At 66.6% G+C, this 25,237-nt stretch carries 19 protein-coding genes; 5 read left to right on the forward strand and 14 right to left on the reverse strand.

Going from position 1 to position 25,237, the window contains the following annotated elements:
* Positions 1-225: 225 nt before the first annotated feature.
* The 8 genes from pta to tauA form a co-directional block, all read right to left on the reverse strand.
* Positions 226-1,248: a phosphate acetyltransferase gene (gene pta, locus EV665_RS11360; protein ID WP_133034188.1), complete on the reverse strand. Its 1,023-nt coding sequence runs from the start codon at positions 1,246-1,248 to the stop codon at positions 226-228.
* Complete coding sequence (locus EV665_RS11365) at positions 1,248-2,285, reverse strand: YeiH family protein (RefSeq protein WP_133034189.1); 1,038 nt, start codon at positions 2,283-2,285, stop codon at positions 1,248-1,250. The genes pta and EV665_RS11365 overlap by 1 nt, the downstream gene beginning before the upstream one ends.
* Before the next feature lie 72 nt (positions 2,286-2,357).
* Positions 2,358-4,133, reverse strand: coding sequence for a sulfoacetaldehyde acetyltransferase (gene xsc, locus EV665_RS11370; protein WP_133034190.1), 1,776 nt, complete (start codon positions 4,131-4,133; stop codon positions 2,358-2,360).
* 36 nt (positions 4,134-4,169) lie between these two features.
* Positions 4,170-5,570, reverse strand: a complete 1,401-nt coding sequence (locus EV665_RS11375) for an NAD(P)/FAD-dependent oxidoreductase (protein ID WP_133034191.1) — start codon at positions 5,568-5,570, stop codon at positions 4,170-4,172.
* Positions 5,571-5,587: 17 nt separating this feature from the next.
* Positions 5,588-5,974, reverse strand: coding sequence for a nuclear transport factor 2 family protein (locus tag EV665_RS11380; protein WP_133034192.1), 387 nt, complete (start codon positions 5,972-5,974; stop codon positions 5,588-5,590).
* Positions 5,975-6,085: 111 nt separating this feature from the next.
* A complete protein-coding gene (locus EV665_RS11385) occupies positions 6,086-6,913 on the reverse strand; it encodes an ABC transporter permease subunit (protein WP_064332831.1) in 828 nt (275 codons plus the stop codon).
* Positions 6,906-7,718, reverse strand: coding sequence for a taurine ABC transporter ATP-binding protein (locus EV665_RS11390; RefSeq protein ID WP_064332830.1), 813 nt, complete (start codon positions 7,716-7,718; stop codon positions 6,906-6,908). Before EV665_RS11390 ends, EV665_RS11385 begins: the two co-directional genes overlap by 8 nt.
* Before the next feature lie 84 nt (positions 7,719-7,802).
* Positions 7,803-8,822 (reverse strand): taurine ABC transporter substrate-binding protein, encoded by a 1,020-nt coding sequence (gene tauA / locus EV665_RS11395; RefSeq protein WP_064332829.1) that lies wholly within the window; start codon positions 8,820-8,822, stop codon positions 7,803-7,805.
* 137 nt (positions 8,823-8,959) lie between these two features.
* On the opposite strand from tauA, the gene pdxR reads away from it, so the two are divergent.
* On the forward strand, positions 8,960-10,438 hold the full coding sequence (pdxR, locus tag EV665_RS11400; RefSeq protein WP_064332828.1) for a MocR-like pyridoxine biosynthesis transcription factor PdxR: 1,479 nt from the start codon (positions 8,960-8,962) through the stop codon (positions 10,436-10,438).
* 48 nt (positions 10,439-10,486) lie between these two features.
* Here pdxR and EV665_RS11405 read toward each other — a convergent pair whose 3' ends face one another.
* The 5 genes from EV665_RS11405 to EV665_RS11425 all read right to left on the reverse strand — a co-directional run bounded on the left by EV665_RS11405 (position 10,487) and on the right by EV665_RS11425 (position 17,337).
* The gene (locus tag EV665_RS11405; RefSeq protein ID WP_133034193.1) at positions 10,487-11,929 is read right to left on the reverse strand and encodes an amidohydrolase family protein; all 1,443 of its coding nucleotides are present in this window, start codon (positions 11,927-11,929) and stop codon (positions 10,487-10,489) included.
* Positions 11,930-11,951: 22 nt separating this feature from the next.
* Positions 11,952-13,679: a dipeptide ABC transporter ATP-binding protein gene (locus tag EV665_RS11410; RefSeq protein ID WP_133034194.1), complete on the reverse strand. Its 1,728-nt coding sequence runs from the start codon at positions 13,677-13,679 to the stop codon at positions 11,952-11,954.
* Between the two features lies 1 nt (position 13,680).
* Entirely contained in the window at positions 13,681-14,577 is an 897-nt protein-coding gene (locus EV665_RS11415; protein ID WP_133034195.1) for an ABC transporter permease, read from the reverse strand.
* Complete coding sequence (locus EV665_RS11420) at positions 14,577-15,542, reverse strand: ABC transporter permease (RefSeq protein WP_064332824.1); 966 nt, start codon at positions 15,540-15,542, stop codon at positions 14,577-14,579. The genes EV665_RS11415 and EV665_RS11420 overlap by 1 nt, the downstream gene beginning before the upstream one ends.
* 220 nt (positions 15,543-15,762) lie before the next feature.
* Positions 15,763-17,337, reverse strand: coding sequence for an ABC transporter substrate-binding protein (locus EV665_RS11425; RefSeq protein ID WP_133034196.1), 1,575 nt, complete (start codon positions 17,335-17,337; stop codon positions 15,763-15,765).
* A gap of 159 nt (positions 17,338-17,496) precedes the next feature.
* Between EV665_RS11425 and EV665_RS11430 the strand changes: the two genes are divergently transcribed.
* Both EV665_RS11430 and EV665_RS11435 read left to right on the forward strand, forming a co-directional pair.
* Positions 17,497-18,864 (forward strand): amidohydrolase family protein, encoded by a 1,368-nt coding sequence (locus tag EV665_RS11430; protein ID WP_133034197.1) that lies wholly within the window; start codon positions 17,497-17,499, stop codon positions 18,862-18,864.
* Between the two features lie 19 nt (positions 18,865-18,883).
* Positions 18,884-20,080 carry an amidohydrolase gene (locus EV665_RS11435; protein ID WP_133034198.1) on the forward strand — a complete coding sequence of 399 codons (1,197 nt, stop codon included), beginning with the start codon at positions 18,884-18,886 and terminating at the stop codon, positions 20,078-20,080.
* 33 nt (positions 20,081-20,113) lie between these two features.
* On the opposite strand, the gene EV665_RS11440 is transcribed toward EV665_RS11435, so the two are convergent.
* On the reverse strand, positions 20,114-21,097 hold the full coding sequence (locus EV665_RS11440; RefSeq protein ID WP_133034199.1) for an AraC family transcriptional regulator: 984 nt from the start codon (positions 21,095-21,097) through the stop codon (positions 20,114-20,116).
* A 242-nt stretch (positions 21,098-21,339) separates the two neighbouring features.
* Between EV665_RS11440 and capB the strand changes: the two genes are divergently transcribed.
* Both capB and capA read left to right on the forward strand, forming a co-directional pair.
* The gene (capB, locus tag EV665_RS11445) at positions 21,340-23,100 is read left to right on the forward strand and encodes a caprolactamase subunit beta (RefSeq protein WP_133034200.1); all 1,761 of its coding nucleotides are present in this window, start codon (positions 21,340-21,342) and stop codon (positions 23,098-23,100) included.
* A gap of 13 nt (positions 23,101-23,113) precedes the next feature.
* Positions 23,114-25,192, forward strand: coding sequence for a caprolactamase subunit alpha (gene capA, locus EV665_RS11450; RefSeq protein ID WP_133034201.1), 2,079 nt, complete (start codon positions 23,114-23,116; stop codon positions 25,190-25,192).
* Positions 25,193-25,237: the final 45 nt, after the last annotated feature.

Genomic DNA, 25,237 nt, shown 5'->3' on the forward strand with positions numbered 1-25,237 from the left:
AAACGCACAAGGGGCATGGAAAACGAGCCTTATGGCGGCCGTACGGCGATACCGCGCAGATCGAGGCTGACGCCTTGGCGGTATTGCTGTCAGGGCCTGGTTGCCACAGGTCGCTTCCCCCCTCGCCGGGCCTACTTCAGGGCGTCAGGCCCGGCGAACGGAGCAGGCCGCCAGTCCTGCACCGGGGCACCGGCCGGGCGTCCGCCCCGCGGTCAATACGGGCGGTCACCCCTCCCGCAAGGCCTCTTGCGGATTGGCGCCGGCCTGCACCACCGTGACGGCGATCATGTGGAAGACGTCGTCGGCATTGCAGCCGCGCGAAAGGTCGTTGGCGGGCTTGGCAAGGCCCTGCAGGATCGGGCCGATGGCGGTGGCGCCGCCGATGCGCTGGGCGATCTTGTAGCCGATATTGGCGGCGTCGAGGTTCGGGAAGACGAAGACATTGGCCGCGCCGTTGAGCGCCGACTGCGGCGCCTTGGCGGCGCTGACGGCCTCGACGAAGGCAGTATCGAACTGCAACTCGCCGTCGATTACGAGGCCGGGCGCGGCGTCCTGCGCGAGCCGCGTCGCCTCCACCACCTTGGAGACGCGCTCATGCGCGGCGCTGCCGGCCGTCGAGAAGGAAAGCATCGCCACCTTCGCCGGCTTGCCGGCCAGCGCCTCGAAGGAGCGCGCCGAGGTGACGGCGATATCGGCAAGGCCCGCCGCGTCGGGATCGACCACGAGGCCGCAATCGGCAAAGACGAAGGCCCCCTTCTTCACATGGTGCGAGGCGCACAGCATCATCAGGAAGAAACTCGACACCAGACCGACGCCCGGCGCACGCCCGATGGTCTGGAGCGCGGCACGCACCGTGTCGGCGGTGGTCGCGACCGCCCCGCCCACCGTGCCGTCCGCCTCCCCCTCGCGCACCATCATGGCGGCGAAGACGAGCGGCGTGCACACCGCCTCGGCCGCCGCGGCCTCGTCGACGCCCTTGCTCCTGCGAAGCGCATGATAGGCGGCGGCGAGACGCGGCCTTAGCGGAGACGTCGCCGGGTCCCCGATGCGGATCTCCTCCGTCGCAGCACCGGCCGCCGCCAGCCGCTCCTCGACGGCTTTCCGATTGCCGACGAGCGTGATCGTGGCGATACCCGCACGCACGGCCCGCAAGGCCGCCTCGACGACGCGCGGATCCTCCCCCTCGGCGAGCACGATGTGGCGCGGCGCGGCTTTCGCGGCTTCGAGAATGCGGTCGAGCGGTTTCATCAGGCGTGCCCCAGATAGTGAATGCCGACGAGGATGAAGAGGGCGATGAAGGCGGTCTCGGCGACGATGAGCGCGACGGCATCGCCGCCGACATCGAGCACCCGGCGCAGCGACGTGCGCATGCCGACCGCCACGATGCCGGCGAGCAGCGCCCAGCGCGAGGTCTCCATGCCGGCCGCCGCGACCAGTTCAGGCACGAGGCCGAAGGAGTTGAGCGCGGCGAAGACCAGGAAGGCGACGACGAAGCCGGGCAAGAGCGGCGGACGTTTTCCAGCCTCGCCCTCCGGCTGCGGCACGCTGCGCAGCGAGAGCGAATAGACCAGCACGACCGGCGCCAGCATGGTGACGCGGATCAGCTTGACCAGGGTCGCGGTCTCCCCCGCTTCCGGCGAGACGGAAAAGCCGGCGCCGACGACCTGCGCCACGTCATGGATGGTGCCGCCGAAGAAGATGCCGGTCGCCCGCGCATCGAGCCCCATGGTCTGGGCGATGATCGGATAGGCGATCATGGCGAGCGTCGAGAGCACGGTGACGGAGAGCACGGTGAAGATCAGGTTGCGCTCGGAGAACTCGTTCTTCGGCAGCACGGCGGCAATCGCCATCGCCGCGGAAGCGCCGCAGATCGCGACGGAGCCGCTGGTCAGCAGCGCCAGCCGCCAACCGCGGCCGAGCAGTTTCGCCGCAAGCAGGCCGAAGCCGATGGTGGCGACGAGCGCCGAGATGAGCAGCAGGATGGTGCCGGCGCCGAGCCCGATCAGGAGATCGACGCTGATGCGCATGCCGAGCAGCGCGACGCCGATGCGCAGCACATGCTTGGCGCAGAAATCGATACCGGCGACGCATCGCCCCTCCTCCGAGAGGAAGTGAAAGGCGATGCCGAGCAGGAGCGCCATGAGCATGGCCGGTGCGCCGTAATGGTCGGACAGGAACTGCGCGGCCACGGCCACGGCGGCGGTGACGGCAAAGCCCGGCCAGTAGGTGGAAAATCCGGCGGGCATGCCGCGGAAACGGTCTTGGACGGAGGCGGCGAAGGTCATGGTGTCGTTCCGTTCGCTTGCGGAAACCTTGCCCGCCCGGATTTCCCGGGCGGGACATGGATCATGGGGCGATCAGGCCCGCGGCTGGGGACGCATGTCGGCGCGGTCGATGCCGGCGACCGGCACCGGCTTCTTCATGGCGTCGCGGCGGAAGGGTTCGCCGAGTTCCTGGTTGAGGATGACCTCGACGAAGGTCGTCACGCCCTTCTTCTGGTCGGCGATGGCATTCGACAGCGCCTCGGTAAGCGCGGCCGGCGTATCGACGGCGACGCCCTTCAGCCCGCAGCCCTCGGCCACCTTGGCGTAGCTGAGATTGGGGTTGAGCTCCGTGCCGACGAAATTGTTGGCGTACCACAGCGTCGTGTTGCGCTTTTCCGCACCCCACTGGTAATTGCGGAAGATCACCATGGTGATCGCCGGCCAGCCCTCGCGGCCGATCGAGCCCATCTCGTTCATCGAGATGCCGAAGGCGCCGTCGCCGGCAAAGCCGACGACCGGCACGTCCGGGCAGCCGATCTTGGCGCCGACGATCGACGGGAAACCGTAGCCGCAGGGGCCGAACATGCCGGGCGCGAGATACTTCCGGCCCTGTTCGAAGGTCGGGTAGGCATTGCCGATCGCGCAATTGTTGCCGATGTCGGTGGAGATGATCGCCTCCTTCGGCAGCGCGGCCTGGATCGCCCGCCAGGCCTGGCGCGGCGACATGCGGTTCGGCTCGCGGTTGCGGGCGCTCTCGTTCCATTCGGTGCCGACATCGTCGTCCTCGTGGTCCATCGAGGAGAGCTGCTGCTGCCAGGCCGAGCGGGTCTGGTGGATCGCCGCCTTGCGCTCCTCACGGCCGGCATCGCCGGCGGAGGGGGAGAGCTGCTCGAGGATCTGGCCGGCCACCTGTTTCGCGTCGCCGCAGATGCCGACCGTCACCTTCTTGGTGAGGCCGATGCGGTCGGCGTTGATGTCGACCTGGATGATCGCGGCATCCTTCGGCCAGTAGTCGATGCCGTAGCCCGGCAGGGTGGAGAAGGGATTGAGGCGCGTTCCGAGCGCCAGCACGACGTCGGCCCTGGAGATCAGCTCCATCGCCGCCTTGGAGCCATTGTAGCCGAGCGGGCCGACCGCGAGGCGATGGCTGCCCGGGAAGGCGTCGTTGTGCTGATAGCCGCAGCAGACCGGCGCATCGAGCCGTTCGGCAAGCTTCATGGATGCGCCGATCGCCCCGCCGATGACGACGCCGGCCCCGTTGAGGATGACCGGGAACTTCGCCTCCGACAGCAGCTTCGCCGCTTCGGTGATCGCCTGCGGGCCGCCGGCCGGGCGCTCGAAACGCACGATGGAGGGCAGGTCGACGTCGATCACCTGGGTCCAGTAGTCACGCGGGATGTTGATCTGCGCCGGGGCACAGCCGCGCCAGGCCTTCTCGATGACGCGGTTCAGCACTTCGGGAATGCGCGAGGGATCGCGCACCTCCTCCTGGTAGCAGACCATCTCCTCGAACATTGCCATCTGGTCGACTTCCTGGAAGCCGCCCTGGCCGATCGTCTTGTTGGCGGCCTGGGGCGTCACCATCAGGAGCGGCGTGTGGTTCCAGTAGGCGGTCTTGATCGCCGTGATGAAGCCGGTGACGCCGGGGCCGTTCTGGCCGATGGCGATCGACATGGTGCCCGTCGCGCGGCTGAAGCCGTCGGCCATCATGCCGGCATTGGTCTCGTGCGCGCAGTCCCAGAATGTGATGCCGGCCTTCGGGAAGAGGTCCGACACCGGCATCATGGCCGAGCCGATGATGCCGAAGGCATGTTCGAGCCCATGCATCTGGAGAACTTTGACGAAGGCTTCCTCGGTGGTCATTTTCATGGCTGCTTCCTTTCCTTCGGAATTGGTTTCAATGGGTTAGAGGATTTCGTCGCGCAGGTAGTACCAGCGGTACATGCCCCACTGGCCGAGCCGGCGGAACGGCGTCAGGAGCCCGTGGCTCGGCAGCGGCGAGGTGAAGATGGGAAGGTCGAGGCCGGCACCCTTGCCGGCGACCATCTGCGCCATGCGGCGTCCGGCCTGCGCCGAATACATGACGCCGTTGCCGCCATAGCCCATGGCGTAGAACAGCGTCTGGGACGGATCCGGCTGGAAGATGCGGGGCATCATGTCGTGGCTGACATCCACCCAGCCCCACCAGGAGTAATCGATCTCGATGCCGCGCAGGATCGGGAACTTGCGATAGAGCCCGTCGAGCAGCAGCGCGAGGTGTTTCGGGTTTGCGGCGTCGCGCCCGGTGATGGCGCTGCGGCTGCCGATCTGCACCCGGCCATCCGGCAGCATGCGATAGTAGTGGCGCAGCGTGCGCGTGTCGGTGAGCGGGATGCGCGCCCTGAAGTTCAGCGCCTGCTGCTCGCTCTCCGTCAGCGGCCGGGTGACGACCGAGTTCGACAGGATCGGCATCAGCCGGCGCCGGGTCAGCACGTTCATGCCGGGGGATGTGTAGCCGGCCGTGGCGATGCAGACGGCGCGGGCGCGCACCGTGCCGCCGGGCGTGCGGAGATAATGCATGCCGCCCTTCGCCGTGCAGTCGAGCACCGGGCTCGACGTGTGCACCCTCGCGCCGAGCCGCCGCGCCAGGCGGAGATAGCCGAAGGCCAGCTTTGCGGCGTGGATGCCTATACCATCAGGCTCGTACATGGCGCCGCGCGCCTCCGCATCGCGCACGAAATCGCTGTGGATCTCCCCGCGCGAGACCATGCGGGCGCGGTAGCCGAAGGTCTCGTTGAGGACGCGGACCTCGCTTTGCAGCGCCGGCAGCACCTTATCGCGATGGGCGATATAGAGATGGCCGCCGTCCTGCGGGTCGCAGTCGATCCCGGGTTCACGGATCAGCGACCGGAACAGGTCGAACCCCTCGGCGATTTCCGCATGCATCCTGCGCGCGACATCGACGCCCCAGCGGGCGATCCATTGCGAGCGCTTCAGGCGGCCGGCGGAAATCTGCGCCTGCCCGCCATTGCGGGTGCTGCATCCCCAGGCAACCCCGTTGGCCTCCAGCACCGTCGCCTTGATGCCGTGCTCGCGGGCGAGATGGATGGCGCAGGAAAGGCCCGTATAGCCGGAGCCGATGATCGCGACATCGACGTCCATGTCGCGCATGACGGGGCCGTCGTCCTCCGGCTCGGGGCCGGCCGTGCCGATCCAGTAGGTCGGCGCGTAGTCCTTGCCGGTGCCCGGGGTCGGAGCCGTCTCCGGATCATAGGCGGGATCGAACGGCGCCCTGCCGGTCTTGGGAGGAATGGTGCGCAATTGCATGGCCGTGCTCCGAGCGTTCAGTACCGGGGTTGCAGGACCGGCCGGTTCTTCCGGAACGCCTGCTTGCGGACGATCTTGCCGTTCGCGAAGGTGAAGAGGTCGCAGCCTTCCGCCTCGATGCGGCCGCCGTCGGCCGCCGTGCCGCGGAAGGTCCATTCGGAGACACCCCGGTCGCCGGTCGTAAAATGGCTGTGATCGGCCCATTCGGCATCCGGCATCGCCGTCCAGACGCCGCTGAAGGCCTCGGCGATCGCCCTGGCGCCCTCGATGCGGTTGCCGTGGACGTCCGGGCCACCGACCGCGTTGAACACGCAGTCCTCGGCGAAGAAGTGCATGATCCCATCGATGTCATGCCGGTTGAAGGCGTCGAACAGGGTTTTGAGATCGGTTGCGCTGAGTGTCATCGTTCGGGTCCTCTGGCTTGTCGCAAGGCATGGCTCCGCCGGAGACGGGAAAGGCCGTCTTGAAGGGCCGCCGGGGCCGGGTCGTTGGAGTGTCGGGCTGTCCGCCGCCGGTTAGATGCGTCCCTTCCAGGGGATCAGCGTCTTTTCGAGGTAGCGGATCAGGAGATCAAAGGCGAAGGCGAAGAGGCCGATGATGAAGATGCCCATGATCACCGTATCGCTTTCGAGGTTTTCGGCGGCGTTCAGCACCATGAAGCCGAGGCCGCGGTTGGCGGCGACCATTTCGGCTGCCACCAGCGTCGTCCAGCCGACGCCGATGCCGATGCGCATGCCGGTGAAGATCTCCGGCAGGGCCGCCTTCATGATCACCTGGCCGATGACCTGGCCGCGGGTGGCGCCCATCGCATAGGCGGCGTGGATCTGCTCCGTCGAGACCGAGCGCACTCCGGCCCTCGCGGCGATCGCCATCGGCGCGAAGATCGCCAGATAGATCAGGAACACCTTCGGGAACTCGCCGATGCCGAGCCAGATGATGACGAGCGGCAGGTAGGCGAGCGGCGGCAGCGGGCGGTAGAACTCGATGATGGGATCGAAGAGGCCGCGCACGAAGCGGTTGACGCCCATCAGGATGCCGATCGGCACCGCCGTGACGAGGGCCAGCAGGAAGGCGCCGAAGACGCGGCCGATGCTGGCCATCGTGTGCTGCATCAGCGTGGAGTTCGAGACCCCTTCCGTCATCGCCAGCCAGAACTTCTCCCAGACCGAGAGCGGCGAGGGCAGGAAGAGCGGCTTGACCCAGCCGGATTCCGTCACGAGGAACCACAGTGCGACGAGCACGGTCGCCGTCACGAGGCTGATCAGGCCGCTGCTGCCGTCACCGGGAGCCCCGAAGATCTTGCCGGCCTTGGCGGGCTTGGCGCGTGTCACTCTGTCAAGCATGGGCCACCTCCGGGTTGCCGGACGCACGTTCGTCGCCGTAGATGATGCCGAGCACTTCCTCGCGCATGCGGATGAATTCCGGGCTCGACTTGATCGCGCGGGCATTGCCTTCGGCAAGGAAGCGGCGGTTGAAGTCGAGGTCGTAGGTATGGGTGATACGGCCGGGGCGCGGCGACATGACGATCAGCCGCGAGCCGAGGAACAGCGCCTCCTCGACGCTGTGCGTGATGAAGAAGAACATCTTGTTGGTGAGCTGCCAGACTTCCAGAAGGAGCTCCTGGATGGTTTCGCGCGTCAGCGCGTCGAGCGCCGCCATCGGCTCATCCATCAGGAGCATGGCGGGGTCGCAGGTCAGCGCCCGCGCGATGCCGACGCGCTGCTGCATGCCGCCCGAAAGGTGGTAGATCATGTGGCGGTGGAAATCCTGCAGGCCGACGAGGGCGAGGTTCTTCGTGGCGATCTCCCGCCGCGTCGCCTTGTCGACGCCGCGCAGCTTGAGGCCGAATTCGGTGTTCTCGATGACGTTGAGCCAGGGCAGGAGCGCATGCTTCTGGAAGACCACGCCGCGCTCGGCGCCCGGCCCGTTGACCCGGTGGTTGCCGAGCGAGATATCGCCTTCCGAGGGGGCCATGAAGCCCGCCATCAGGTTGAGCAGCGTGGTCTTCCCGCAGCCCGAAGCGCCGAGCGCGACGACGAAATCACCGCTCTTGATGGTAAGGTTGACGCCTTTCAGGGCGATCACCGCCTGGTCCGAATACAAGCCCGGATAGGTCAGACTGATGTTCCTGACGCTGAGTGTTTCCATGAGAAATGCCTCCCTGCACCTCGGTCACGGGTCTGGTGGACGCACCGGCCGCGAAAGGCGGCCGGTGCAAGCAGCAACAATATGCTATTTCGCAGCCGCCTCGGCGAAGCTCGCATTCACGAAGGGCGCATAGTCGTCCAGCGACTTGCCGATCTGCTTCTGCTCGACGAGGAATTTCGCGCTCTCGGTAAGCGCACGGGTCGCCCCGCCGCCGAGCCATGTATCGGAGGCCTGCTCGTCCGCGTTCGGGAAGGAGAGCAGTTCCAGCGCCTCCACCGTGCTCGGGCCGTCGCCGCCGATGAGCTTGACGATACCCTGCACCTCGGGCGAATCCACCGTCCAGGCGGCCTTGTTGGCATTGTAGTCGGCGTAGGATTCGGCGAGAACCCTGGTGAAGGCCTCCATCAGCTTGGGGTTCTCCGCGGCCCAGGCCGTGTCGACCACCAGCCCGTCGAAGGTCGGCACGCTGGCGGCGCCGATGACCTCGGAATCGGAGATCACCTTGCCGGTCTTCAGGATTTCCGACAGGGCCGGCGGCCAGACATAGGCGGCGTCGATATCGCCGCGCTGCCAGGCCGCGACGATCTGCGGCGGCTTCAGGTTGAGGATCTCCACCTCACGCGGATCGATGTTCCACACCTTGTTCATGCCAACGAGCAGGTGGAAATGCGAGGTCGAGACGAAGGGCACGGCGACCTTCTTGCCCTTGAGGTCCGCCGGTGTCTCGATGCCCGAGCCGTCACGGGCGACCAGCGCCTCGGACTTGCCGATATTGTCGAGGATCCAGAACAGTTGCAGCTCGACGCCGCGGGTCGCGGCGGCCGCCGTGCCGGTCGAGCCGATCACGCCGATCGGCACGTCGCCCGAGGCGAGCGCCGTCGTGATGTCGCCGGCCGAACTGAACTGGCGCCAGTCGATCGTATAACCGGCCTCCTTGGCGGCCGCGTCGAAGCGGCCATCGGCGATGGCGGCGACGAACGGGCCGACGATCTGCTGATAGCCGACGACCAGGCTGGTTTGTGCGTAAGCGGCGCCTGACGCAAGAAGGCCTGCCAGAAGGCCGGCAGTCGTGGCCAGGCGATTGAAATTCTTGAAAAGCATCATCGTTCTCCTCATCGATTGGTGCTTGAGCCGGTTGCCCCGGTCTTCTTGACAAAAGTGATAAATGCGGTGCCCCGCTTGCGTTATATCCAGTTTGGAAGTTGAATAAATCCAGATTGCGATCACGCGGCCGGAAATCCATGCGCACCAATGTTTCCGAGACCATCTTCTTCATCGACCGGGAGAGCGGGCTGGGTTTGCAGGCCCAGTTGCGCGAGACCGTGGTCTCGGCCGTGCTTGCGGGGCGCGTGCAGCCCGGCGCGCACCTGCCCTCGACGCGCAAGCTCTCGGAATACCTCAATATTTCCCGCATCACGGTGACGCTCGCCTATCAGGAGCTGGTGTCCCAGGGCTATGTGGAGGCGGCCAACCGCAGCTCCTACCGCATCGCCGGCAATCCGCCCGGCCGGGGCGTGGAAGGCGACCGGCCCGCCGCCGGCGCCACCCCGGTCGACTGGACCGGCAAGATGAAGATGCGCTTCGAGGTCGTGCGCCAGATTCCAAAACCGCTCGACTGGCGGCGCTATCCCTATCCGTTCCTCTATGGCCAGATGGACCCCTCGCTGTTCGACCTCAACGCCTGGCGCGACTGTGCCCGCCGGGCCCTGGCGCGGGAGGATTTCATCCTGATGGCGAGCGACTTCGCTGCCGCCGACGACGTCAGGCTCGTCAACTACATCTGTTCGCGTACCCTGCCCCGGCGCGGCATCCATGCGAACCCGGACGAGGTGCTCATCACGGTCGGCGCGCAGAATGCGCTGTGGATCGTCACGCGGCTCATCCTGGAAAAGGGCTCCAGCGCGGTCTGCGAGAACCCCTGCCACCCGGATATCAGCGCCTCGCTGCTGCTCAGCGGCGCGAAGGTCACGACCGTCGACGTCGATGGCGAGGGATTGCCGCCCGACGGCCTGCCCGACGATACCGATGCGGTCTTCGTCACGCCCAGCCATCACTCACCGACGGGCGCGACCATGCCGATCGACCGGCGCACGCGGCTGTTGCAGGCCGCCGCGGAGAAGGATTTCGTCATCGTCGAGGACGACTACGAATTCGAGATCAGCTATCTCGCACCGCCTTCCCCGGCGCTGAAGGCCTTCGATTCCACCGGGCGCGTGCTCTATATCGGCAGCTTCTCGAAATCGCTATTTCCCGGCCTTCGCCTCGGCTACCTCGTCGCCCCCGCGCCCTTCATCCGCGAGGCGCGCGCGCTGCGTTCACTGATGCTGCGCCACCCGCCCGGCCACCTGCAGCGCACCGCCGCCTATTTCCTGGCGCTCGGCCATTATGACGTGGTGCTGCACCGCATGCGCACGGAGTATCACAAGCGCCACGTCCTCATGGCCGAGGCCCTGCAGCACGAGGGGCTGACGGTCGCCGGCTCCTCCGCCTTCGGCGGCACGTCCTTCTGGATGGAGGGGCCGCAGGGGCTTGATGCCGACAGGCTGGTCACCGAGCTTCGCCAGGACGGCGTGCTCGTGGAATCCGGCTCGCCCTTCTTCCCGAGGAACGATGAGCCGTGCCGCTATTTCCGCATGGGCTATTCCTCGATCCCGCGCACCAACATCGTCGAGGGCGTTTCACGCGTCAGGGCGGGTATCGATCGTCTCATGGACGCGTGATCCGCCCCGCCTTTGCCGGAAGGCGCCGGCCGGTCTGCCCGCCATGCCTCAATCGAGCACGTCGAGATCCCGGCTGTGCCGCCAGAACATGCGCGGTGTTTCCAGCGCATGACGCAAACCCAGCCGGTCGATCATGCGTTCGGCCTCGCGCTGTGCCGCGTCGAGCACGGCATCCTGATCGACATGGACGGGCGTACGGTCGCGCAGCAGCACCCTGCCGCCGACGAGGACGGTGTGCACGTCATTGCCATTGGCGAAACAGGTGACGCGGAATTCCGGCATATGGGCGGGGTAGAGGTGCGGGCGGCGCAGGTCGACGAGGATGACATCGGCCTTCTTGCCCGGCTCCAGCGAGCCGATCTCCGTGTCGAGGCCGAGCACGCGGGCCGCGTCGATGGTGCACATTTCCAGCGCCTTGCCCGGCGGCAGCCAGCTCGGATCGTGAAAATGGGTGCGGTGGTAGTGCATGCATTGCTGCATGTGGCGGAACATGTCGGCCGAGCGGTCCGGCGCCGTGGCGTCCGAACCGATGGCGACGGTGACGCCGGCATCCAGCAGTTCCGGCACCGGGCAACGCGCCAGGATGGCAGCGACGGCGCTCGGATTGTGCACGATGGTCGTACCGGTCTCGGCGCAGATCGCGATCTCCCCCGCATCGAGGCCCGTGGCGTGCGACAACAGCGTCCTCGGGCCGAGAAGGCCGATCTCATGGGCGATGCGCACGCTGCCGCTGGTGTGGCCGTCCTGGGTGAAGACGAGGCCGCGCTCCTCGGCATAGCGCTTGACGGTGCGCGACTGGGCGACGGCGTCCTGTGCCCCGGCAGCCTCCCGATACCCCTGATGCAGCGTCGGCGTCAGCAAGGCGAGGTGCAGGCGGCCGCCATTGCTGCCGTGCCAACGGTCGATGAGCGCCTTGCAGGTGGAAAACTGCTGGTCGAAGGAAACGGGGTAGTCGGTGCGCGTCTCGCCGTTCCAGCGGGCATAGGTCAAGGGATGGGGCGGGCGCGTCGTGCCCACGGCCACCACCGAGCGCGTGCCGATGCCGAGCACGCCTTCCATATGGGCATCGCCGTATTGCGGCTCGTCGGTGCGCATGACGGAATCACCGCCGCCGAGCAGCGAGACGCCGGTCGTGACGCCGAAGCGCAGGCGCTCCAGCGCGGCGAGTTGCGCTTCGGCATACCAGAAGTCCGGCGTCGAGCCGACGGTATAGGCGCCGCGGCAGGCCTGATACCACGGGTCGCTCCTGCCGCCGCCGAGCGTCTTGATCAGGCCGTGGCCGGCATGGGCGTGGGCGTCGACGAGGCCCGGCATGATCGCCATGCCGCGCGCATCGATGACCTCGCGGGCCGGATGGGCGGCTTCCACCGCCTCCGTCGGGCCGACGGCGACGATGCGGTCGCCGACGATCGCCACCGCCCCGTCGGGGATGATCCGGCGATCCGGGTCGATGGCGATGACGACGCCGTTCTTGATGAGGATATCGGCCATGGCTGGTCTCCTGTCCTTCAGATCACTCCGCGGCCTGCCGCGAAAGGATGCGATCGAGCGAGGGCGCCAGGCGCAGCAGTTCCCTGGTGTAGTCGTGCTTCGGCGCGGTGAACAGCGTCTCGGTCTCCGCCAGCTCGACGATCTCGCCCGACTTCATCACCGCGATGCGGTCGCACATCTGGCGGATCACCGCGAGATCGTGGCTGATGAACAGCATGGAAAGGCCGGCAAGGTCGCGCAGGTCCTTCAGGAGGTTGAGGAGCTGCGCCTGGACGGAGACGTCGAGCGCGGAGGTCGGCTCGTCGCAGATGAGCAGCGACGGGCGCGGCCCGAGCGCGCGGGCAATGGCGATGCGCTGGCGCTGGCCACCGGAAAAGGCATGCGAGAAACGGCCGCCGGCGTCGGCGGGCAGCCCCACCGCTTCAAGCAGCGTCCTTGCGTCCTGCCGGGCCTCCTCGGCATTGGACGCGAGCTTGTAGAACAGGATCGGCTCGGCAATGGCGGAATTGATGCGCAGGCGCGGATTGAGTGCCGAATAGGGGTCCTGGAACACCATCTGCAGCGACTTGCGGACGGACTTTTCGCGTTTCGCGCCCAGCGCCGTGCCCTCGAAGTCTATGCTGCCGGCGCTTTGGGCGACGAGCCCGGCAATGGTGTTGGCGACGGTGGTCTTGCCGCAGCCGGATTCGCCGACGAGCCCGAAGATCTCGCCGCGACGGACATCGAAGGAAACGCCCTTCACCGCCTTGAAGACACTCGCCTTGCGCCCGGGGATCAGCGAACGGCCGCCATATTCCACCGCAAGGTCGCGCACGGACAGCACCACGTCATCGCGGCTGCCCGTCCCGCTCCCCGTGCTCTTGCTGCGCACGGCAGCGCGGGCATCGAGCGTCACCTGCGTTTCCTCGCTCGGCACCGGCAGACGGTCGAGCCGGACTTCGATCGGCGGTACGGCAGCGATCAGCGTGCGGGCATAGGGCGCCTTCGGCGCGGTCAGCACCGCACGCGCCGAGCCGCTTTCCACGACAGCGCCGTTCTGCATGATGGTGACGCGGTCGGCGATCTCGGCGACGACGCCCATATTGTGCGTGACGAGCAGCACGCCGACGCCGCGCTGGTCCGCGAGGTCGCGGATCAGTTTCAGGATCTGCGCCTGCACGGACACGTCGAGCGCGGTCGTCGGCTCGTCGGCGACGATGAGCTGAGGGCCGCAGGCAAGCGCCGTGGCGATGACCACGCGCTGGCGCTGGCCGCCGGAAAGCTGGTGCGGATAGGAGCCGAGCCGGCGTTCGGGCTCGGGAATGCCGACCGCCTTCATCAGGTCCAGCGCACGGGCCTTCGCCTCGGCGCGGGAAAGCTTCAGATGCGTCAGCATGCCCTCGCAAAGCTGGCTTTCCACGGTGAAGAGCGGATTGAGGCTCGTCATCGGATCCTGGAAGATCGCGCCGACATCGCGGCCGGGCACGATGCCCTCGGTGCGGCCGGTGCGCAGGTCGATCGGCTTGCCGGCGATGGCGATGGAGCCGGAAACGATCTTGCCCGGCGCCTGCAGGAGGCCCATCAGCGCATTGCCGACGGTGGTTTTGCCCGCGCCGGATTCGCCGACGAGGGCATGGATCTCGCCGGGGCGGATGAGGAGGTCGATGTCCTTGACGGCGACGAGCGTGTCGCCATTGGCCAGCGGATATTCGACGCGCAGCTTGCGGATGTCGAGGACGGGGGTTTTCGCGGCAAGTGTCTCGTTGGGCATCTCAGCGGGCCATCAGTTTCGGGTTGAAGCGGTCGCGCAGATAGTCGCCGATCACGTTGACGGCGAGCACGAGGATGACGAGAACCGCCGCCGGCATCACGGCGATCCACCAGAGGCCGGAGAACAGGAACTGGTTGCCGATGCGGATCAGCGTGCCGAGCGAGGGATAGGTCGGCGGCATGCCGGCGCCGAGGAAGGAGAGCGTCGCCTCCGTCAGGATCGCCCCGGCAAGGTTGATCGTGGCGATGACCATGACCGAGCTCATGACGTTCGGCAGGATGTGCCGGCCCATGATGCGGCCGGCGGGCAGGCCGATGACCTTGGCGGCACGCACGTAATCGCGGGCGACTTCCACCATGGTGGAGGCGCGCACCGTGCGGGCATATTGCACCCATTCGTTGACGGCGATCGAGAAGATCAGCACCAGCGGCGCCCACGCGAGCATCGTGTCGGCGCTGAGCTGGGCGCGGGCAATGCCGCTGATGAGCAGCGCGACGAGGATGGTCGGGAAACTCACCAGCACGTCGGCGATGCGCATGACGATGCCGTCCACCAGGCCGCCGAAGAAGCCGGCGACGAGGCCGAGCACCACACCGAGCGCGGCGGCGAACAGCACCGCACCGAGGCCGATGACGACCGAGATGCGCAGCCCGAACAGGATGACCGAGACGAGGTCGCGGCCCTGGTTGTCGGTCCCCAGCAGGAAGCGCGGGTCGCCGCCGTCCATGAAGGCGGGCGGGATCTCCATGTCGATCAGCGAATAGGAGGAGACATCGCGCGGATCCATCGGCGCGATCAGCGGGGCGAAGAGGACGAGCACCAGCATGACGGCAAGCACCAGGCCGGCGATCATCACGGAAACCGGCGGCAGCCGGCGCATCAGGGTTTGCGTGGCCATTATCGTGTCCTCAGGCGCGGATCGATGAAGGTGTAGAGAATGTCGACCGCCATGTTGATCATGACGAAGAGGAAGCCGACGAAGAGCAGGTAGGCGGCAAGGACCGGCACATCGGGATAACCGACGGCATTCGTGAAGAGCAGGCCCATGCCCGGCCACTGGAACACCGTCTCGGTGACGATGGCAAAGGCGATGAGCTGGCCGATCTGCAGGCCCGTCACGGTGACAACAGGCATCAGCGCGTTGCGCAGCGCCAGGCGTCCGTAGATATGGGCGCGCGGCAGGCCGCGGGCGAAGGCGAAACGGATATAGTCGGACGATAGGACGTCGATCATCTCCGACCGCACCAGCCGCATGATCAGCGTGAGCTGGAAGAGCGCCAGCGTGATCGACGGCAGGATCAAGGATTTCAATCCGGAAAGGCTGAGGAACCCCGTCTGCCAGAAGCCGAGATCGACGAGATCGCCGCGGCCGGAGGATGGCAGCCAGCGCAGGTTGACGGCGAAGACCAGGATCAGCAGCAGGCCGGTGACGAAGGTGGGCATGGAAATGCCGACCAGCGTCGTCGCCTGGGTGAGCCGGGAGAACACGGAATTCGGCTTCAGCGCGCAGAGCACGCCGAGCGGAATGCCGACGGCGAGCGCGAGGACGGTCGCGACGATCACCAGTTCCAGCGTCGCCGGCAGGCGGCTCATCAGAAGGCTCACCACGGGTTGCTGGTAGCGGAAACTCGTGCCGAGATCGCCGGTCAGCACCTGGCCGACGAAATCGACGAACTGCGTGAGGATCGGCTTGTCGAGGCCGAGCGCCATGCGCAGCGCCTCCTTCTCCGCCTGGGTCGCGCCTTCGCGCACCATGGCGGCGACGGGATCGCCGACGAAGCGGAACATGACGAAGGCGATGGCAGTGACGGCGACCATTACCAGGATCGCCTGGAAGAGCCGCACCGAAAGAAGTCTGAGCATCGTAATCATCCTTGCGGGGGGAGCGCTCAAGCCCGAGAGCCATTCCGGCAGACGCGCGGGACACGCCCTCTGCGCTGGAACTGCATCAAACAGAGCCTGCGAAAAAACCGGGCCGTTCGCTCCATCGTCCCCGCGCCGTCGGCTGCGGAGAGTCGGCCGGATTCTACGCGTGGTCCCGGCCGGTCGCAGCCTGCCGGGACCACGTCTCGGGAGAAACCCGTTACTTCTTCACCTGCGCGAACCACGGGCGCACATATTCGTCCGGGAACTGCGGGATATCGACCTTGTCGCTCATGGCCCAGGCGACCGGCTGCTGGTGCAGCGGAATGAACAGCGCCTCGTCATGGGTGATGCGGAAGGCTTCCTTCAGCATGTCGACGCGCTTGGCCTCGTCGAGTTCGATCGCCGCCGAACGGGCGAGTGCATCGATGCGCGGATCGGACAGACCGTTCGGGTTGCTGCCGCCATAGGTGCCGTCATTGGTGGCGAGCAGTGCCTGGAGCACGCTGAAACCATCCATCGGCGGCAGCGAGGCCCAGCCGAGCATGTAGACGTCGAGCTCGCCATTATCCATGCGCGGGAAATAGGTCGTCTTGCTCTCGACGCTGAGATCGACCTGAACGCCGATCTTCGCCCACATGGAGGAGATGGCAAGGCAGATCTGCTCGTCGGCGATATAGCGATCGTTCGAGCAGGAAAGGCCGGTCTTGAAACCGTCGGGATAGCCGGCTTCCGCCAGCAGCGCCTTCGCCTTGTCGATATCGTAGTCCAGCGGCACGTCGATCGCCTCGTCATGGCCGGTGACGGCGGGGGCGACGAGCATGGCGGCGACGCGCGATTTGCCGCGCATCAGGCGCTTCTGGATCGTGTTGAGGTCGATGGCGTGCCAGAGCGCCTGGCGCACCTTGACGTCAAGCATCGGGTTGGCGACGCCGGGCGCGGCGTGCAGCTCCTTCTTGAAGTTCAGCGCCAGCATGATGGTGCGCAGCGACGGGTTCTCCACCACCTTCAGCCCGTCGGTCGCGGCAATGCGGTCGACGTCCTGAAGCGGAACCGGCACGACCATGTCGACTTCGCCCGACAGCAGCGCCGCCACGCGCGTGGCGTCGGAGGCGATGGGGCGGAACTCCACTTCCGTCAGGTTATGCTCGGGCTTGTCCCACCAGTCCTTGTTCACTTCGAAGACCGAACGGGAATCCGGCTCGTAGCTCTTCAGCTTGAAGGCACCGGTGCCATTGGCGTGGTTGCTCGCATAGGTGACGACGCCCGTCGCGGTGTTGCCCGGCTTCAGCGCGTCGTGCTCTTCCATCCACGGCTTGCTCAGGATGTAGATGGCGGCAAGGTCGTTGAGCAGCAGCGGATAGGGGCCACGCAGGATGAGGTCGACCGTATGGTCGTCCACCTTCTCGACGCCGGTGACGGCGGAGAGGTTTTCGCGGTTGCGCGCGCCGGGGTCGATCTGGCGCTCTATCGTCGCGACCACGTCGTCGGCATTGAAGGGCTGGCCCTCATGGAACGTCACGCCCTCACGCAGCTTGAAACGCCAGCGGGTCGGCTCGATGATTTCCCAGGAGGTGGCGAGCGCCGGCTCCAGTTTCAGCTCCTTGTTGCGGCGGACCAGCGGATCGAACACGATGTGCTGCACGCTCTGGGTAAAACTGTCGACCTGCGCATTCGGATCGTAGGAAATGACATCGCCGGACGCGGCCCAGCGCAGCGTCTCGGCAAAGGCGGGGGCGGAAAGCGGCGCCAGCACGGCAAGCCCCGCCAACAGGGTCTTCATATAGGTCTTCACACGGGCTCTCCCAGATTTGTATGCATATGTCGGAAAATTTTGCATACGATCACTCCGGATATGACTGTACATAATGAAAATGTAATATCAAGATACCAGAACTAGAATTTGCACACACAATTTGCAAAAATTGTATCCAATAATTGCGGGAGAGTTGGAATGACCACGACAATGCTGATCGAGAACGGCGTGATCCTCACCATGGATGCCGGCCGGAGGGTGCTGGATGGGGCGTCGGTGCTGGTGCACGACGGGCGGATCGCCGCCATCGGTACGGAGGCGCCGGGCGCTTCGCCCGAAACGCTGCGCATCGACGCCACCGGCATGGTCGTCATGCCGGGGCTGATCGACACCCATGCCCATGCCGGACATACGCTGACCAAGGGCCTGGGCGGGGATTCGGAAGACTGGATGACGATCACCGGCCGGATCTATGCCGAGGCAACGGATCCGGAATTCTGGGCGGCGGAAGCCGCGCTTTCGGCCGCCGAACGCATCAGATGCGGCACCACCACTGCAGCGCTGCTCTTCGGCGGCGGGCCGGATATCATGCGCACCGAGGCGCCGGAGGCCGCCGAGGCCCATCTTGCCGCCATCGCCGAAATGGGGCTGCGCGAGGTGCTTGCGGTCGGCCCCAACCGGCCGTCGGCCAACAGCGTGTACCGCAGGCACCGGGGTGGATCGTATGACGAAACAGCCGTATCACCGGATACACAAATGGCCGTCTGCGCCGCGCTGATCGACGCATGGGCCGGCCGCGACGACCGCTTGCAGCTCGCCCTCTCCCTTCCCGTCTTCAATACCGGCGAACTGGAAGACGAGACGGTGCTCGCCCTTTCGCGCCGGGCGCGGGACCTTGCGCGGGAAAAGGGCGTGCTCCTGGTGCAGGACGGCCATCGCGACGGCTCGATCGCCGCCAACGACGCCCGGCTTGGCCTGTTCGACGGGCGCTCGCTGCTCGCCCACTGCATCGACCTCACTGCGGAAGATCGCGCCGTGCTGAGGCGCACCGGCGCCAATGTGGCGCACAATCCGAGCGCGCTGATGTCCGTCTACGGGCGCTGCCCCGCACCGGAACTGATGAAGGACGGCGTCACCGTCTCGCTCGGCACGGATGCCGCCGCGCCCGACCGCTCCTTCGACATGTTCCGCAACATGTTCCAGGCGCACCGCTACCATGCCCGGCATTTTTGCGACGATGCCGTGCTGCCGCCGCTCCAGCTTCTCGAAATGGCGACGATCGCGGGCGCCCGCGCGCTTTGCATGGAAGAGGAGATCGGCTCGCTGGAGGTCGGCAAGCGCGCCGATATCCTGCTCGTCGACATGCGCCAGCCGCATCTGTGGCCGCCGGCCGATCCGGTACAGCGCCTCGCGCGCTTCGCCAACGGGGCGGATGTGGACACGACCATCGTCGGCGGCCGGGTGCTGATGCGCGGGCGAAAACTGGTGCATGCCGACGAGGGTGCCATTCTCGACCGCGCGGAAAAGGCCTTCCGCCTCGCAATGCGCCGCGCCGGCCTCGCCTGACGCCAAAATGGAGATTGCCATGACCAAGGACCTTCTCATCCGCAACGCCCGCCCCTTCGGCGGCGAAGCGGTGAACCTCGTCATCCGCGGCGGCCGTTTCAGTGCAGCGGGCGGCGAACCGCCGGCAGAGGCGATCGATGCGGCGGGCCATATCGCGCTGCCCGGCCTCGTCGAGGCGCATACCCATCTCGACAAGACGCTGATCGGCATGGACTGGTTCGAGAACGGCATCGGCCCGACCCGCAACGAACGCATCCTCGCCGACCGCAAGGCCAAGCGCGACCTCGGCATCGACGCCCGCCGCCAATCCGCCCGCCAGATTGCCCAGACGCTGAAACATGGCGTGCTGCACATCCGCAGCCATGTCGATGTCGACACCGAGATCGGCCTTGCCAATATCGAGGGCGTGATCGAGACCCGCGCGGCGCTGCGCGACCTCGTGGACGTGCAGGTCGTCGCCTTTCCCCAGAGCGGCATGCTGCCGCGCGCAGGCACGCTGGAACTGATGGATGCGGCGATGAAGGCCGGGGCCGATATCGTCGGCGGCATCGATCCCGCCACGATCGAGCGCGATCCGGTGCGCCATCTCGACGCGATCTTCGCGCTCGCCGACCGCCACGCCAAGCCCATCGACATCCACCTGCACGAACTCGGCGATCTCGGCGCCTTCTGCCTCGAACTGATCGTCGAGCGCACCCGCGCCCTCGCCTTGCAGGGCCGCGTCATGGTCAGCCACGCCTATTGCCTCGGCATGCTGGACCCGGCCCGCCAGCGCGCGCTGATCGAGGCGCTGGCGGCGGAGCGCATTTCGGTGATGACGGTCGGCAGTCCCGCCGTCCCGGCCCTGCCGCTCCGCCTGATACGCGAATGCGGCCTCGTCGTCGCCTCCGGGTCGGACGGCATCCAGGGCACCTGGGAGCCCTGGGGCAATGGCGACATGCTGGAGCGGGCGAAATATCTCGCCCAGCGCAACGGCATGACCAACGATGCCGACCTTGCCGAGACCGCGCGCATCTGCACGTTCGGCGGCGCGGAAGGCCTCGGCCTTTCCGGCTACGGTTTTGCCGAGGGCGATTTCGGCGATCTCGTGCTGGTGCCGGCCCGCACGCTCGCCGAGGCCGTGGCGCTGACACCGCAAAAGCGCACCGTCATCCGCCGCGGCCGCGTGCTCGTGCACGACGGTGTGCCGGCGGCAGATCTTCCCTCCATAGAATGATCGTTCGGAAAGGTCGACCCGACACGTTTCGCTCTATGACAGCACAGGCCCTGCACCATCCCGCTGGCCGGCGCGGACCTTCTCACGGAATTCGCCCGGCGGCATGCCGAACTCGGCCTTGAAGACGCGGGAGAACTGCGTCTGGTCGCCGAAACCCCAGCGATAGGCGATCTCCGCCGCCGTCTGGAAATTGCCGGGATCTTCGAGCGCCTCCCGGCAGGCCATCAGCCGCTGGTCGCGGATCCAGCTCCGGACCGTCTGGCCCGTATCGCGGAACAGTTCGTGCAGGTATCGGGTGGAGATGCCGCAGGCCCGGGCGATGCGCTCCGGATCGAGCCGGAAATCCTGGAGATTGGCGCGCATATAGGCCTCGATGCGGGCGAGATGGGCGCCACGCACGGTGGAATTGCCCGAGGTCAGCACCCGGTCGTCCGCCTTGATCGCCAGCACGAGCAGGTCGACGAGCTGGCGGCCGACAGTCACGCGCGCCTCCTGCGTCATGCCGTCGAACCGGGCGGGCAGGAGATGCAGCATGTCGGTGAAGAGGCCGCCCGCCCCGTTGTTCGCCTCGAATTGCAGGGTGCAGAAGCGGTCGGGCGCGCGCATGCGGCCGGCGAGCGCATCGGCCTCCACCTTCAGCACCCACATGTCCGCCGGCTCGGCATGGCTGAACTGGTAGGGCTCGCTGCTGCGCTCCAGGAAGAAGCCGCCGGGCGGGCACTTGATGTCCTTGCCGCACTGGGAAAAGAACACTTCCGCCTTGGCCGGCACCGTGACCAGGAATTCCTCTTCGCGCGCGGCGCGGAAGTGATGCGGCAGGCGGTGATATTGCAAGGCGTCTGACGTGAGGCGCGAGATCGACACGTCGCCGAACTGCCAGGTCGTCAGGTCGCCGGAAAACCGGTCGGCGTCGCGAAAGCGCAGGTCGAGCGGAAAATAGGCCGAGGCGATGGCCTCGTGCCAGTGGCGGCTGCGGTCCGGCGCGCGTGTCGCGCTTGTGGTGATGCTCGTCTTCATGCGGCTTCCCCTCTTCGAACAAAGGTACGCACATGATTTTCGCCAGGCAACGAAAATGACAGCTTGTGCGCCCGCGCGCAATTCGTCGTTCCCGCGCTGCAAAGACCGGAGCGGAAAACTCTGCCTAGATTGACCCCGGCTTCAACGGTGCGACAGATACCGGCGGCTCAAGGGAACAGTCACATCAGCACCTCCAACGGTTTCCAGGCCGTCGGTTCTCGCCCTCAACCAGCGTGAACACGATGAACCATACCCAGACTTCAAAGGTCGACCCGATCACCCTTTCGGTCGTGCGCGGCATGCTCGAGACCACCCAGCGCGAAATGACGCTCGCGCTCGAAAAGACGGCGCGCTCGTCGGTCTTCAACCTGGCGCACGACTATTCGACGGCGCTGTTCAACGCCCGGCCGGAGATGATCCTGCAGGGCCAGGACATCCCGATCCATCTCGGCTCGCTCATTCCCGCCATGAAGGCGGTCGCCGCCTTCTTCGGCGACGATATCCACGAGGGCGACCTGTTCCTGCACAACGACCCGGCCTTCGGCGGCAGCCACGCCATCGACACCTGCATGTACAAGCCGGTCTTCTACAAGGGCGAACTCGTCTACTGGACCGTCTGCAAGGGCCATCTTACCGACATCGGCGGTCCCGTTCCCGCCGGCTACAACCCCAACGCCACCGAGATCTACGCCGAGTGCCTGCGCATCCCGCCGGTCAAGATCTGGGACCGCGGCACGCCGCGCAACGACGTGCTCAACATGATCCTCACCAACATGCGCGCCCGCCGCGACCAGGAGGGCGATTTCCGGGCGCTGATCGGCGCCTGCCAGGTCGGCGAGCGCAACCTCATCGCCATGCTCGACAAATACGGCAAGGAGCAGGTGGACGCCTGCGTCGACACCTTGCTCGACATGGCAGACCGGCACATGCGCGCGCTGATCGCCACCGTGCCCGACGGGACCTACGAGGGCTCCGCCATTCTGGAGGACGCCGGCCACGGTTTCGGCGATTTCGAGATCAAGGCGACGGTGACGGTCACGGGCGATAGCTGCCACATCGCCATCGCCAGCCCGCCGCAGATCCCCTATTTCATCAATTCCTACGAGGGCAACTCCCATTCCGGCGTCTATCTCGGCCTGATGATGTTCGCCGCCCTGCCTCCGCCCTACAACGAGGGCCTCTATCGCTGCGTCAGCCTCGATTTCGGGCCGAAGGGCACGCTCTGCAACGCGCAGGAACCCGCCCCGCACATGAACTGCACGACGACGCCGATGGAAACGCTGACCGACGCGGTGCGCCTCGCCTTCGAGAAGGCCATGCCGTCGAAGGTCTCCGCCTCCTGGGGCCATGCCAACGGCCTCAACATCGCCGGCCGCGATTCCCGCACCAACGAGGAATTCGTCACCATGGTGCTCGCCACCATCATCTCCGGCGGCGGCGCGACGCCCAAGCAGGACGGCTGGCATGCCGTCGGCCCGGAATGCTGCTTCGGCGCACTCACCTCCGGCGACGTCGAACTGCTCGAATATTCCTACCCCATCGTCATCCACCGCTATTCGCTGATGACCGATTCCGGCGGCGCGGGGAAATTCCGCGGCGGCTCGGGCACCGCCTGGGAGGTCGAGCCGCTCAACGGCGACATGCTGTGCATCGGTTTCGGCGAGGGCCGGCGCATTCCCGCCATGGGCGCGGCAGGCGCAAGATCGGCGATGGTCGACACCAAGGTCGGCCGCGTGGAGCTGCGCCGCGATGGCAAGGTCGAGGTAGAGCGCAAGAATATCATTGAGACCATCAGGCCGGGCGAGACCATCACCAACCTCAATCCGGGCGGCGGCGGCTACGGCAATCCTTTCGAGCGGCCGGTCGAGAAGGTCGTCTGGGACGTGCGCAACGGCCTCGTCTCCATCGAAGGCGCGCGCGCCGATTACGGCGTCGCCATCGCCAACCCGGAAACCCTCGCCGTCGACGTCGCCGAGACCGCGCGGCTGCGCGCTAGTGAATAAAGGAAGACCAGACATGACCATGCATTCCTACCGTCTCGGCATCGACGCCGGCGGCACCTTCACCGACTTCGTCATCGCCGACCGCGCCAGCGGGGAGGTCAAGCTGTTCAAGGCGCTCTCCACGCCCACCGACCCGACCAAGGCCATCGAGAACGGCCTCGGCCTCATCGCCGCCGATCTCAGGAAGCCGATCGAGGAGATCATCGCGAGTTGCGACCTCTGCATCAACGGCACGACCGTCGGCCTCAACGCGCTGATCACCCATCGCGGCGGCAAGACGGGGCTGATCTGCACCGCCGGCCACGAGGATTCCATCGAGATCCGCAACGGCCACAAGGAGGACGGTTTCCGCTACGACCCGGATTATCCGGCGGCGACCATGCTCGTGCCGCGTTATCTGCGCCGCGGCGTGCGCGAGCGCATCCTGTCCGACGGCTCCGTGCGCACGCCGCTGCACGAGGAGGACGTGCGCGAAGCCTGCCGCCTTTTCCTGAAGGAGGGCGTCGAGACCGTGGCCATCTCCTTCGTCTGGTCGGTGCTCGACCCGAGCCATGAGCGGCGCGCGGCGGAAATCGTGCGCGAGATGATGCCGGAGGCCATCCTCACCGTCGGCGGCGAGCTTTACCCGCAGGTGCGCGAATATACCCGCACCTCCACCGCCGTCACCAACGCTTATCTCGCCCCGGTCATGCGTCGCTACGTCGCCGCCGTCGACGCCTATTTCCGCACGCTCGGCGCCAAGCAGCCGGTGCGCTACTTCCAGTCGAACGGGGGCCTTGCGGTCGGCCAGGTGATGACCGACCGCTCCGTCTACGCCATCAATTCCGGCCCGGCATCCGCGCCGCAGGCGGGACTCTATGCCGGCGCGCCCTTCGACCATAAGAACGTCATCACCGTCGACATGGGCGGCACCTCCTTCGACATCACGCTGACCCGCAACGGCCAGACCAACCTCAACAAGAACATCGACTTCCTGCGCTACCGCATCGGCGTGCCGATGATCCAGGTCGAGACGCTGGGCGCCGGCGGCGGCTCCATCGGCTGGATCGATCCGCTCGGCCTCTTGCAGGTCGGCCCGCAATCGGCGGGCTCCGAGCCCGGCCCCGCCTGCTACGGCCGCGGCGGCACGGAGCCGACCACCTCGGATGCCAATCTCGTGCTCGGCTACCTCAACCCGGAAGGCCTGCTCGGCGGCAAGCTGCCGCTCGATATCGAGAAGGCACGCGCGGCGGTGGCGCGCGTCGCCGGACCGCTCGGCATCTCCGTCGAGCAGGCGGCCTATGGCATGTTCGCCATCGTCAACAACAGCATGGTCAACGGCATCCGCCGCGTCTCCGTCGAACGCGGCTATGATCCGCGCGATTTCGTGCTGGTCGGCGCGGGCGGCGCGACGGCGGCGCATATCACCGCGCTGGCGGGCGAGATGGGCATCGACACGATCATCCTGCCGAAACTCGCCTCCGGCCTCTGCGCCTTCGGCCAGATCATCTCCGACGTCAAATACAACTACATGGCTCCCGCCCCGGTGCGCCTCGACAATGCCAGCGCCTACCAGCGCATCGACAGCCTGTTCCGCGAGATCGAGGAGAAGGGCGTCGCGCATCTGAAGGCGGACGGCTTTGCCGACGACGCGATCGCCATCAAGCGCTCCATCGACATGCGCTATGTCGGCCAGGTGCATGAATGCACGGTCGATATCGGCACGTTCCCGATCAACGAGACGACCATCGAAAAGGTCAAGGACGCCTTCCACGCCCGCCACGAGGAACTCTACACCTATGCCGAACGCCACAGCGCGGTCGAGGTGGTGAACCTCGAATCCACCGTCTACGGCCTCATCGAAAAGGTCCGTCCGCCGAAACTCGCCGAAGGCGGCGATGCGAAGGCGGCGCTCAAGGGTTACCGCGAGGCGATCTTCGATCAATCAGGCAAGGCGATCTCCACGCCGATCTATGACGGCGCGAAACTTGGTGCGGGCGCCCGCATCGCGGGGCCGGCGATCATCGAGGAGGTGACGACGACCATCGTCATCGAGCCCGGCTGGACGAGCGTGCTGCATGAAAGCGGCAGCTACCTGCTGACGCGCAACTGAGCCAATGGCCCCGCCGCCACCGGCAGGGCCGCATCACCTGCAACA

Origin of the sequence: Shinella granuli (genome assembly GCF_004341885.1) — a bacterium.
GTDB lineage: Bacteria > Pseudomonadota > Alphaproteobacteria > Rhizobiales > Rhizobiaceae > Shinella > Shinella granuli.